The 12,560-nt window shown below is 64.5% G+C and carries 7 protein-coding genes; 1 reads left to right on the top strand and 6 read right to left on the bottom strand.

Features of this window, described 5'->3' with window-relative positions; genetic code table 11:
* Position 1: 1 nt before the first annotated feature.
* From RUW20_RS06545 to RUW20_RS06525, 5 genes are read right to left on the bottom strand one after another with little or no spacing between them, the layout of a single operon-like run.
* Positions 2-1,477, bottom strand: a complete 1,476-nt coding sequence (locus RUW20_RS06545) for a c-type cytochrome (RefSeq protein WP_313951397.1) — start codon at positions 1,475-1,477, stop codon at positions 2-4.
* Positions 1,478-1,487: 10 nt separating this feature from the next.
* Entirely contained in the window at positions 1,488-3,005 is a 1,518-nt protein-coding gene (locus RUW20_RS06540; protein ID WP_313951396.1) for a cytochrome c, read from the bottom strand.
* A 24-nt stretch (positions 3,006-3,029) separates the two neighbouring features.
* Positions 3,030-5,213: a hypothetical protein gene (locus tag RUW20_RS06535; RefSeq protein ID WP_313951395.1), complete on the bottom strand. Its 2,184-nt coding sequence runs from the start codon at positions 5,211-5,213 to the stop codon at positions 3,030-3,032.
* 31 nt (positions 5,214-5,244) lie between these two features.
* Positions 5,245-6,132, bottom strand: coding sequence for a hypothetical protein (locus RUW20_RS06530; protein ID WP_313951394.1), 888 nt, complete (start codon positions 6,130-6,132; stop codon positions 5,245-5,247).
* Between the two features lie 19 nt (positions 6,133-6,151).
* Positions 6,152-8,755 carry a cytochrome c gene (locus RUW20_RS06525; protein ID WP_313951393.1) on the bottom strand — a complete coding sequence of 868 codons (2,604 nt, stop codon included), beginning with the start codon at positions 8,753-8,755 and terminating at the stop codon, positions 6,152-6,154.
* A 491-nt stretch (positions 8,756-9,246) separates the two neighbouring features.
* Here RUW20_RS06525 and RUW20_RS06520 point away from each other — a divergent pair, with 491 nt between their 5' ends.
* Positions 9,247-12,213, top strand: coding sequence for a diguanylate cyclase domain-containing protein (locus tag RUW20_RS06520; RefSeq protein WP_313951392.1), 2,967 nt, complete (start codon positions 9,247-9,249; stop codon positions 12,211-12,213).
* A gap of 78 nt (positions 12,214-12,291) precedes the next feature.
* On the opposite strand, the gene RUW20_RS06515 is transcribed toward RUW20_RS06520, so the two are convergent.
* Positions 12,292-12,560: ribosomal protein L7/L12 (locus RUW20_RS06515; RefSeq protein ID WP_313951391.1), on the bottom strand; the 269-nt coding region annotated here is incomplete at its 5' end.

The raw sequence follows: 12,560 nt of genomic DNA, 5'->3' as shown, positions 1-12,560 counted from the left end.
CTCAAAGCGTCTTCAGATACTCGACCAGCGCGTCCTTGTCGCCCGCCGACAGGCTGGTGCCGAACTCGTGCCCCCGGTTGCTGCCAGCCTTTCTGCTGGTATCGAGCTTCGTCCCAACGCGCTGCGCTGCCGGCGTATCGCTAACGAACCCGACGCGCACCTGGTCGTAGACGTCGTAGCCGCGCCAGAACACCACCGGTCGCTGCGCCGCCGGTTCGAGCAGGTCGCGCAGGGTCGGTACCGAGCCGTTGTGCAGGTACGGCGCTTTCAGCCAGATGCCGTCGAGGAAGGGAGCGACGTAGCCGATCAGGTCTTCCTCGACCAGCCCCTTGCGTTCCAGGCCCATTTCCTTGACCACCTGGTTGGCCTTGATCGCGGCGCCCTTGTTCCAGGAATCGAGGCGGCCGCGGTCGCTGCCGACTTCGGCCAGCGGTAGCGGCCGACCGGTGAGTTCGCTGGCGTGACAACTGGCACAGCTGGTATCGAACAGGGCTTTGCCGGCGACCGCCTTGGCGGTGTCGATGGCGAAGGGGTATTTCGGTGGCGGCAGTTCGGAAAGGTAGCTGTGTAGCCACTGCACCTGCTCGACGAAGTCCTTCTTGTCGGCCGGCGCGGCGCCGAGCAGGCCGAGGGCGGAGTCCATGATCACCGAATAGGCGTCGCTGCTGTCACCGGCGTAGTTCATGCGGTGGCCCTTGTCCCAGACGTATTTCTTCAGGTTCCATACCGACGGCATGTCGGTCGGGCCGAAGGTATCGTCCATCGGGGCGCCAATCATGAAGTACTTGGTCAGGTTCATGGCGTCGTCGCGGCCGCGACCCCAGTCGGGGAAGTCCGGGCGGTAGATCCAGGCGAACTGCTGTTCGCGTTCGAGCAGGCGTTTCTTGGTGATCGGGATGATGAAGAAGCGGTAGAGCAGCTGGTCAATGACGTCGAGATCGGTGACGCGATTGATCTCGGCCATCAGGATGTCGGCGTTGAAACGCGGGTCCTTGGCGCAGTCGATCAGATAGCGGAAAAAGGCCTCGACGTTGGTGGTATTGCCCGGCCCGCCGACGACGAAGACCGGGTTGGAATCCGGCGATTCACGATAGCTGGTGGTGTGGCAGACGGCGCAGTTGTTGGCCACGCGTGGAAAACCGATGGTCTTCTTGGTGAAGCCCGCCGGCAATTCCTGCCCCTGCTCCCAGGGGACGCCCAGCGACGCGTAGCCACCGGGCAAGACCTTGCCGTCCTGGGTCAGCTTTTCCGGAAAGACCCGCGGCAACACGTAGAAGATCCAGTAGGGAATGCCGGCGTCGTGTTCGGCGCCGATCGAGCCGTACTTGAAGCGCGTCTCGAAATCGGCGGTCACCCAGTCCGGCTGCGGATGCTCGCGGAAGCCGCGGTCCCAGGCGATCCACCCGCCGACGCCTGCGGTGACGATCAGCAACACGCCGATCACTCTGAACCAGTTTCTGCAGGAGCGCATGCTCATCGTCGGGTCCTCAGAAAGTCTTCAGGAATTCGACCAGCGCGGTCTTGTCGGCGGGACTCAACTCGGTGCCGTAGGCCTGGCCTTCGTGGCCAGCGTTGTCGTTGCCCGGCAGCGCGGTATCGAGCAGGAAGAACTTGTGGCCGTTGCCCTCCGGCAAATCGGAGACGAAACCGACCTTGACCGGATCATAGACATCGTTTCCGCGATAGAAGGTGCTCGGCCGCGCGGTTGCCGGCTCGAGCAGGTCGCGCAGGCTGGGCACCGAACCGTTGTGCAGGTAGGGGGCGCGCAGCCAGAGGCCGTCGAGGGGCATGTTGGCGTAGCCGAAGGTCTTGCGGAAATGGGTGAACCGCCACGGGTAGCCGGCATACAGCGTCGCCTGGTTAACCGCCAGGGTGTAGGTGTATGAATCAAGCCGCCGCCGGTCGGTGCCGATCTCGGCCAGCGGCGTCACCTTGCCCACCAGTTCGCCGCTGAAGTCGCTGCCCGAGGCGCCGTGGCAGTTGGCGCAATAGGCCGCGTAGATCGGTGCACCGCGACTCGCCAGTTCGGCGTCGACCGGGAAAAACTGGCTGAAGGCGGGCGGGGCGACATCCATGATCCAGTCCTCGACGCGGGCGATGCGGCCGATATCGATCGTCGGTGGTGTCGTGCCGGTGCCGAAGGCGGCGCTCTTGTTGCGTTCCTCGACGGTGGTGTTGTTGCCGTCCCAGTGCAACTGCATTTCGTGCGGCTCACGGCGCTGGCGTTGCCGCCACAGCGAGGGAAAATCGGCCGGCGCGTCGAATTCGGCGGGGTCGAGATGCGCCATCGGGAAATTGAAGATGACCTTCGCCGAGTTGAAGGTGTCGACCCGTCCCGGGCCCCATTCATGCTGCTTGAAGACCCAATCGAAGCGTCCGGCGAGGGCCAGCACGCGATCGCGCATGATGGCGATGGCCACCGGATAGACCAGGTAGCGGTCGAGCAGGTCGAGATTGCCACCGTGGCGCTCGATCTCCGGCAGGATGAATTCCTGGGAAAACTTCGGATCCGCGGCACAACGGAAGAAGAACTCCTCGAAGCCCTTCATGTTGAAAGTGGCTGCGGGCATGCCGAGGACGATCTTCGGCGGCTGGTCGGCGGCGGTGCGCACGGTGCTGGTGTGACAGACGGCGCAATTGACGAATACCCGGTCAATGCCCTGGTAGCGCCGCTTCGAGGTGCCGACAGGAACGTCCCTGTCGCTGCCGTCGGCGTTCTGCTCGAAAACCATGCCCAGCGAGCGGTAGCCCTTGCCCGGCAGGTACTGTGGGCAAATGTCGGGCAGCACCTGCCAGATCCAGTAGGGGAAGCCCATTTCGTGCTCGCCGCCGGTCGAGCCGTATTTGAAATGTTCGGTCGGGCTGTCGTAGTCCACCGGGACGTCGCTAGCGAAGCGCTGGAACAGCCAGACGGCGGCCAGCGCCGGCAGCCCGACGACGACGATGAACAGGATCAGGAAGCGCCGCTTCCAGGGATTTGGTGCTGCTTGTTGCGGTTCGTCCATGCGGTGCTCCCCTTGTCCAGTGCTTCAGCGCGGCGGCAGGCAAGGCCGCAGGGCCTCGTAGCCGGCCGCCAGCATCGTTTCGAGATGCGGCGCCTGGCCGGTCTCGGCGCGCAGCCATTGTGCGACTTGCGCGAGCAAAGCGGCGCGTACCGGGCTGCCCGACCAGCCTGCAACATCGGTGGCAAAAGCCGGCAACATGCTTTCCGGCGGCATCGGTGTCTTCGCTCTCTGCGCCGGCGACACGTCGGCCATCGCCAGACGAACATAGAGCCGAGGCGCGCAGTGGCGCAGCCGGGCGCTGACCTCGGTCGGACTGCCCTGCAGGAAATTTGGCGGGAAAGTCTCGGCGGTCTGGTGGCAGGCGGCACAGTAGGGCTGAAAACTCGCCAGCATCCGCTCGCCGGACCCTGCCGTCGGCGCCTGCCCCGGCACCGCTGTGGGGACCTCCAGTTGCGGCGGCGGCAAGGCACCCGCGGCCTGGCAACAGCGCGTCGCAGCGGGCGCGCCGAGTGCGGCGAACAGCGCCGCGAAGAGCTGTTCGCGCGGCAACGGGTTTGGCCCGAAGAGGCTTGCCGCCTGTGGCCCGGCGAGCAGGCGGTCGACCGCCTGCTGCGCGGTGGCAAAATCCTGGCGGATTTCCACCGTTGCCTCGCCGTCGTCGGTCACTTTGCCCGCCCCGCCCTGGCTATCGCCAGCTGCCGTGCGGCGGATCTCGATCGTCCCGACGGCGTTGCCCTCGGCCGTGCGCACTGCTTGGTCGCCGGCGCGCGGCAGCAGCGTCACCGCGCTCGACGTCGCCTTGCCGTCGAGCTTCAGATCCAGGCCATTCAATGCCGTGCCGCCAGGCAGCGTCAAACGCGTCAGGCGGCCGCCCGTCGGCCTGCCGGCCTGCACCGACAGCGTCCCCGCCAGTAGCATTCCCTCCGGGCCCGTGCAACGCAGCGACCAGCGCGATGCGGCAGGAAGGTCATCGATGCGGCAAGGCGCTTTCAGCTGCAAGGCGGTGCGCGGCGATGGGGCTTGCCCCCGCGCCAGGGCGTGGTCCAGACGCAGCCGGTCCGGCGCGGCGACGAATTCGGCCAGGCCCATAATCAGTTGCCGGAGCGCATCCGGGGCGTCGGCCTGCCAGACCTCTCGCATCGGCCTGGGCAAGAGCGGGTCGAAGCGCGCCGGCACGTTCGCGAAGGCCATCCTTGCGGCGCTGTCGGCCGGCCAACTGGCCACTCCCTGCAAGGGATTACGGTTGGGAATGTCGGGATTGCCGGCAGCCAGGCCACCGGGCCAGCGGCGGCGTGCCTCGGCACGCAAGGGGCCCGCGACGGCCTGCTCGAAGCCTGCGTCGGGCAGCCATGACTGGCCAGCGGAGAGCGCATGGCGCAAGGCGGCGGTGAACAGGCCGGCGCGGCAGCGTCGAGCGACGGCGTCGCTGCCGCCGCAGCCTTCCCGCCACAGACGCTGGCTGAGGGCGAAACCGTTGGCGCGTTCGCTGGCGAGATCGATGGCGTAGGGAACATCAACGCCACGGTCGGCGGCAATGCCGTAGAAGTGCTGGCCAGTGGCCAGCAGTTGTGCGGAGACCTTGGGATTGGCATTGGTTTCGTCCCACAGGGCGCGCGAAAAGATCGGCGAACCGTTCTGGTGGCAGGCGAAGCAGATGTTGCGATTGGCGTAGACCACCCGCGGCTGCCCGCCGGAGCGGTAGTCCTTGACCAGCTGAAACTCGAAGCGAGCGGCAGTTTCGTTGTAGCTGATGACTTCGAGCACCGCCGACTGCTCCTGGTAGCCGATGTAGAGGCGGTCCTTGAGCAGCAGCGCATCCGCTGCGGCGGGCGGGCTGTCGACGGCAACCACCACCCGCGGGTAGGCAAAGTAGTCCGGTGCGGCCGCCGTGCGCTGCAAGGAACGGCCGAGCGGAATCAGCACTCGCTTGGCGGCCGGCAAGGGGCTGGCCGGGTCGCGCTGCAACTGGGCATCGACTCGGGCCAGCAGCGCTGCGAAAGGAAAGGGCAAGTCGATCTCCGCCCGCCCGCCGCGACTGACGGCGAACAGCTGGTCGAACAGCGAGCGGCCGCGGCTCGGGAGATCCTCGCCGGGGGCTGCCGGATCGACAACCGGTACCGGCGCGGAGACTTCAGCCGCCAGAACCGGGAGCACGGACACGTTTGCGGCCGCCAGAAGGAGCAGCAGCAAGGTGTTGCGCCGGCTCATCGTGGGCTTCCATGCACAGGCCTTGCGGCGATCAGGGCTTGGCAGCGGCGACGACGGTGCGCTTCTGGGTACCCGGCCAGCAGTCTTCCTGAACCGTCCCGGTTTTCACGAAATTCTCGCGCGCCTTCTCGTCGGTGGTTTTGTCGTAAAGCGTGAAGTTGAGCGCAAAGCCGCGATCCAGGTAGGCTCGGCCAAGGTAGAAACCGGGACGGATCATGCGGATCTCGTCGCGCACTTTCAGACCGCGGCGGCCGGCGAGGAAGTCCGGTTTTTCCTGGTAGCCGGCGATCTCATCGGTGAAGAAGTAGTCGATGATGATCGATTCGCGCCGCGAGTCGAACAGGCTCTGGCCGCAGTAGAGTTTGGCCGGGAACAGCAGCCAGGTTTCCTTGCCGCCGTAGCTCATCTTCTTCGGCTCGCCTTCGACCAGGCCGAGCTTCTTGAGCAGCGACAGATCTTCGATGCGGTTGCGCAGCACGCCCTCGTTGCGGAAGAAGACCTTGCCATGCCAGAGGAATTCGCCCGCCTCCTCCATGACCAGTCCCTTGAGGTGCAAAGCGGTGCCGGCGAAACCACCGACGATCTCGGACAGCCGGTATTTGCCGCTGCTGCCCCGAGGCAGCAGGATGCGACCCTTGAAAGCACCGTCGGGAATCGGGCCGGCGGTGAGACGCGCGTAGATCTGATCGATCTGCTCCTCGTCGAGCGTGGCCAGGTAGTCCGGCGTGACCTTCGCCAGCTCCGCCGGCGCAATCGGGTACTTGTAGTCGACTTGGGCGAGGTCCACCTTCGACCGGTAATCCTTGGCGTAGGGGGCGAAACTGATGTTCGGAGGTTCCGGCTTGCTGCATGACGCCAGGGCAAGCGTGGCGAGCACAAGCAGGCCGGTGCGCAGAGTCGAGGTGTGCGGCAGTCCCATGATGTGATCTCCCGTTTCCTTAGAGCGTGGCGAGGAAGGCGGTGAGCGCCTTCTTGTCTGCCTCGGAGAGGTCCTCGCCGAAGCGGTGGCCCTCGTTCTCGATTTCCTGGGTGCAGGTCTCGTAGTTGGCGCTGATGAAATCGCGGCGCTCACGCAGGATGTCGACGAAACGTCCGGGATTCTTGAGGATCTCGTCGGCCATCGCCTGCAGCGTCGGCACCAGGGTCGCCTTGCCCGCCGCCTCCAGCCTTTCCGGGTGACGCTTGGCGAGGAACATATCGCCCACCAACTGCTTGTGCATCAGGCCGTTGAGGAAACCAGCGCTGGTGCCAGCCGGGATCTTCACCTGACCAAAGCCGAACAGCGGCTTCTCGGTCTTGCCGTCGAGCGGCCGGACGCCGACGTCGATCAACAGGTCCGCGTTGGTCAGCGTCCGCTTGACGCCTCTTTCCTTCGGGTGCAGCAGCTCGAACATCGACAGCTTGTAGAGCTCGAAGCGACCCTCGACGGTAGGATCGTAACGCAGGCACGCCGGCTGCTGGTCGAGCAGCTTGCCGCTGCTGTCCACATAGCGCGCGCGGTGGAAGTCGTTTTCCTTGTTGGCCGGCTTGCCGCAGATTTCAGGCCCGATGGCGTTGTTGTGCATGAACGGCGCCGTCGCCCAGACATTCACCAACGAGACGTTGCGCATGTAGCCACGGCCGCCATCCTTGAGTTCGTCCCGCTCCGGAATGTCCGCCACGATCGCCCGCTGGCGCAAGCTGTCCGATGCATATTCCATGTACAGGTTGCCGACCTTGTGGTTGGAGTGCAGCGAGCGGCAGCGGAAGGTACCGACCTCGGTGACCGGCGTCGCCTGATCGTTGCCCATGAAGTCGGCCCTGACCTTGCGCGGGTGCTGCTCGTTGGCGGCAGCGAAGTCACGGTTCTTGAACGCGCCACCTTCGCTTTCCGGAATGCTCGAATGACAGCGGGCGCAGTTCTCGGCGAACACCGTCTGTCCACGGCCGACGGCACCCTGACCGAACTCGGCTTCCAGGTCGGCGACGAACTCAGCCCGGCTGTAAGGCTTCCCGGCCTTGCGGACCTTGGCCCGCGCAACCTGGAGGTCGGCCTGATCGGACTCGGCGGAGGCAAAGAAATCGAGCACGTTCTGCAGCCGATCTTCGATCGCCCGGAAGTTCGGGCAATCGCGCCGGCACTGGCCGACGTTGAACGAAGTCTGCCCGAAGCCGCGCTGCTCCGGGTCCACCTGCCGCATGTCGGTGAGGTGATTGACCCAGCACTGCTCGGAACACGAACCGATATTGAAGTACACCCGCTGGATCGCTTCGAGTGCCCCGGTCGAGTCTTCGCCACCCTTCAGGATGTGATGAACGCCAGGCAACACCACCTTCTGGCCACCGAGATTGACCGGCGTGGTGTCGTCCTCCCGGGTACTCTTCTGCCAGCACTTGCCGTCGCGGCCGGGTTCGCACCAGCACTTGTCCTCGTCCTTCTCGCTGCCGCAGCTGGCGGCCTTGCGCCATTTGGTGATCATTTCGCCCTTGAACACCGGCCGCTGGGCGACATTGATCAGAGCGTTGATCGTGCCCGGGTTGTTCACCTGGTCGTGCGAAATCGCCGAAGTGTCGGTGACGCCGGGGCGGGCATGCGCGAACATCTGGTATTCGAGGCTGCTGATCGGCAGCCCGGACCCGAGCAGTTCCGACATCCGGGTGTACTGGTTGCCGATCAAGCCCTTGATGTTCTCCCACTTGGGGTGGGCCGGGTCAGCCGGCGGGTTGAGCGGGTCGAAGGCGATATGACAGGAGCCACAGGCAGGGCCGATCAGGAAAGGAGGTTCGACCGAGCCATCGGCCAGCCTGCTCACCCGCTGATCCGATTCGATGCCTGTTTTGGCAGCGAGCTTGCCGTCGAACCCGGCCCAGGTGCCCATTCCACCGTTCAGTTGCTGCCATTTGGCGGCATCGAAGCGGGGATTGGGGAACTTGCGCAGCCCCAGGGCGCCGGTCGAGGTGCCGAACTTGAGGTCGCAGGCCGAGTGCCGCTGGTCCACCTTGCCGCCCTGACTGTGCGGATCGTCCACGTCCAGGGCCGCATCCTTCAGGCCGCAGGCCGGGTCGATGTAGCCCGGCTTGCCGACGTACTTGAGCAGCACATCATCACCCGGGCACCAGTCGAAGCCGTAGGTTTCCTCCGCCGACTTCGCCGGGCAATCGGGCGCGCCCGGCTTGCAACACGACGGGTCGTTGATGATTCCCCAGGCCCAGAAGCGGTCGTCGCGCTGATCGGCGCGCAAAACGCGGAACCAGTCCACCAGCACGCCAATGCGTTGCTGGAAGGTGTAAGTGTGGAAGCGGTCGTTACCGGCAGTCGCCTTGAACCAGATCAGTCGCCCGACGCACTCCGACTCGCTCAGTCCCTCGCGGGCACAGGCTTCGTGGTAGGGCGCGTCCTGATCGACGATCGAAACCTCGGGAAGCGCATGCCCGGGCGCCGCCGCAACGGCGGCCGGCACATTCTGGGCATGGGCATCGCCGAGACCGCGGTTGTGGAAGACGCCGACACCGGCGGCGAGAATGACGGATGCCGCGATGACGGCAAACAGAGCACGTTTCATGCGTTCTCTCCTGACGGACACAAACTGCGTGAAGCCCAAAGGGTCGGAAGTTCAGCGACTTTGCCGCGAGTATCTGTTCGCCTTTCAGCCCTGTCAACCACACTTCCGGCACGGTCATTCGCCAAGCTTGCGCCGAGAGCTCTTGTTAAATTAGGCGAGTAGCGTCGTCTCGCAGCGCCGCGATGGCGTCGCTCGGGAGAGCCTTGTGTTGGCCAGGCATTTTCTTGTTCTCCGGACGGATTTTGACACGCTGTGGCCTGTCTCCTTTTTCACACGCTGTTTTGACAAGCCCGCATTAACACAGATTCAACCCATGTGGGAAACATCACTCGAGTTGCCCCGCCACGTCCTCGTTCGCAAATCAAAAATCGCCGCAGATCAAAGGTAGGCCTCCGTGATGCCCGTTGTGAAATATCCCCTCTAGGGGCGCGGAAAATCAATTAAGCTTTGCCGATTGCTCTTCACGGAGAAGCATCGACGGTGAAGCCCACATGAACCTCAACGCTCCTCTGTGGCGGTCGCTCACGACCAGAATCACCGTGTTCACGCTGGCCATCTTCCTGATCAGCATCTGGTCGCTGGAATTTTATGTCAGCAGAATGCTGCGCCAAGATATCGAGCGCGTCCTGGGCGATCAGCAGCGATCTGCCGTTGCCTTGCTGGCCAACGAAATAGATCATGAGTTGAACGACCGGATGGACGTGCTGGGGAGGATTGCCGAAGGAGTCACCCCGGCGATGCTTGGCGATCCGGCAAACCTGCAGGCATTCCTCGAACAGAGCCTGATGCTCCCGGAACCACCGTTCAACGGCGGCGTCACCGCCTACCGGCGCGACGGCACCGCGATTGCCGAGGTTCCACGCGCCTCCGGGCGTCTCGGTGTCAACTACGCGGACATCGACACCGTCGCTGCCGCCCTCGATCACACCAGGGCAACGATCGGCCGGCCGGTGATGGGCCCAGACCAGAAGGCGCCGCTTTTCGGCATGACGGTGCCGATTCGTGATCCCGCAGGCGAGGTGATTGGCGCCCTCGGTGGCGTAGTCAACCTGGAACTGCCCAATTTCCTGGATCGATACCTGCGAGGCGGCTACGGCAGGACCGGCGGCTATGTCCTTGCGGCGCCGCAACACCGTCTGATCGTTACCGCCACCGACCAGAGCCGGGTCATGGCAAGCTTCCCCGCGAAAGGGGTAAATCCGACCATCGACCGCTTTATCGACGGCTTCGAGGGTCCGATCGTCTACGTCAGTGCCGTCGGCACCGAAATCCTGACCACCGCCAAACGTATTCCGGTGGCCGGTTGGGACATGGTCGCCATTCTGCCGACTGCCGAAGCATTTGCCCCGATTCGCGCCATGCAGCAGCGCATGCTGCTCGCCACACTGCTGCTCTCCGTGCTGGCGGCTGGCGCCACCCGGTGGTTGCTGAGCCGCCAGTTGTCACCAATGGTCGATGCCGCGAGAAGACTCGCCGCCCTGTCCGACGCCGGGCAAACGCCACAGCCCCTGCCGATCGTTCGCCAGGACGAAATCGGCGAACTGATCGGCGGCTTCAACCGCCTGCTGGCAGCCCTCGGCAAGCGAGAAGCGGCGGTGAAGGAAAGCGAAGCCTTCAAGAACATCATCCTCAATTCGATGGCCGCCGAGATCGCCGTGCTCGACCGCGACGGGGTAATTCAGGCAGTCAACCAACGCTGGCGGCTTTCTTCGGCGGAGAACGGCATCGAATCGGCCGAGCCATCGCCACACGTCGGCGTCGATTATCCTGCCTCGTTCGAGGTCGGCCGCGATTTCGCCTCCGCCGACCACGCACTGCACGCGCGCAACGGCATACGGGCGGTTCTGGACGGCAGCCTGCCCAGCTTCAGCGTCGACTATGTCCGCCCCTCTGGGCAGCAGCGCTGGTTCACGATGACCGTCATGCCTCTGGCGCAGGATACAACTCGCGGCGTGGTAATCACCCACACCGACGTCACATCCCTCAAGCGCGCCGAGCAGTTCGAACAATTCCGCAGCCGTATCCTCGAACTGCTGGCTCGTGGGGAACCGCTCGCCGGCGTCCTTGAAGCACTGGTGCTGGGCGTCGAGCAACTCAATCCGGCGATGCTGTGCAGCATCTTGTTGCTCGATTCCGAGCGCAAACGTCTCGTCACGGGTGCCGCACCCAGCCTGCCCGACTTCTACAACACTGCCGTCGACGGCATCAAAATAGGTGCCAGCGCCGGCTCCTGCGGAGCGGCCGCCTTTAGCGGTAAACGCGTCGTCGTCGAGGACATCGCGACCCATCCCTTCTGGAAATCCGCCAGGGAACTGGCGGCCAGCGCTGGCCTGGGATCGTCCTGGTCCGAGCCGATTCGCGCCTCGTCGGGCCAGGTGCTCGGTACCTTTGCCATTTATCACCGCCAGCCACACGCACCGGCGCAATCCGACATCGCCATCATCGAACAATCCGCCCGCCTGGCCAGCATCGCCATCGAACGGAATCTCGACGCCGAGCGGCTGCGCGAGAGCGAGGCGCACTACCGCCTGCTGACCGAGAACGTGTCCGACGTCATCTGGCGGCTCGACCGTGACCATCGCTTCACCTACATCAGCCCGGCCGATGAGCGCTTGCGCGGCTACCGAGCCGAAGAGGTGGTTGGTCGCCACGTGACGGAAGTGTTGACCGAAGAAGGGGCGGCGATCGTCAGGGAGAAGCAGCGACAGCGGCAGGAGGCTGAACGGCGCGGAGAGCACACCGGAATTTCCCGCTTCGAGCTGCCGCAACGCTGCAAGGACGGCCGCCTGCTATGGCTGGAGGTGCTCTCCAGCCCCGAGCGGGACGCGCAGGGTGCGATTACCGGCTACTACGGGGTCAGCAGGGACATCACCAAGCGCAAGCACGAGGAAGACGAGGTGCGCCAACTGGCGTTCTATGATCCGCTCACCGCCCTGCCCAACCGTCGCCTGCTCAACGACCGCTTGCGCCAGACCATGGCAAGCAGCGCCCGCACCGCTTGCTACGGCGCAGTGATGTTTGTCGATCTCGACAACTTCAAGCCGCTGAACGACGAGCGCGGGCATGTCACAGGTGACCTGCTGCTGATCGAGGCGGCGAATCGATTGAAAAGCTGCGTCCGCGAGATGGACACCGTGGCGCGCTTCGGTGGTGATGAATTCGTGGTCATCATCAGCAAGCTCGATGTCGATCGCTCACAGTCCGCATCAAGCGCGGGCGTCATCGCCGAAAAGATGCGTACGAGCCTGTCGAAGCCGTACAGACTGACCATGCAGCGCGAGGGAGAAGCCGAAACAAGGGTCGAACACCATTGTTCGGCGAGCATTGGCGTGGCCTTGTTCATCGATCACCAAGCCAGCCAGGACGAGATCGTCAACTGGGCTGATGCAGCGATGTACGAGGCCAAGCAGGCAGGGCGAAACATCATCCGCTTTGATGACCCGGCAAACCGGCGCTGACTGTCGGCTCGAGTGGCGAACCCAGACGTGACGCCATCGGTGCCTGGAGCGCATCGCGGCCTGCCCCGGCGGGGGTCCTCAAGGCTTGACGCCAAACAGGTAATACACCGCTACGGCAACGATCGCCGCCAAAATCGACCAGCCCCAAAACCCCCTGGCGCTTTCCGCATTTGCTGAAGCCATGCGCCCCTTCAGCCGCGGACTTCGGTCAAGGAATTGCTCGACGATCTCCTTCGCCTCCTTGAGACCGACACCACGGGCGACCCGGACGCACTTGATGGCGTCGATCTTGCTGCCGCGTTCCAGCGCGGCGATGGCATCACTCGGGAGATCCTTGTTTTCGTCAG

Source organism: Accumulibacter sp. (genome assembly GCF_032229525.1).
GTDB lineage: Bacteria > Pseudomonadota > Gammaproteobacteria > Burkholderiales > Rhodocyclaceae > Accumulibacter.
Note: the sequence above shows the minus strand (reverse complement) of the source record. Positions and strands in the feature narration are given on the sequence as shown.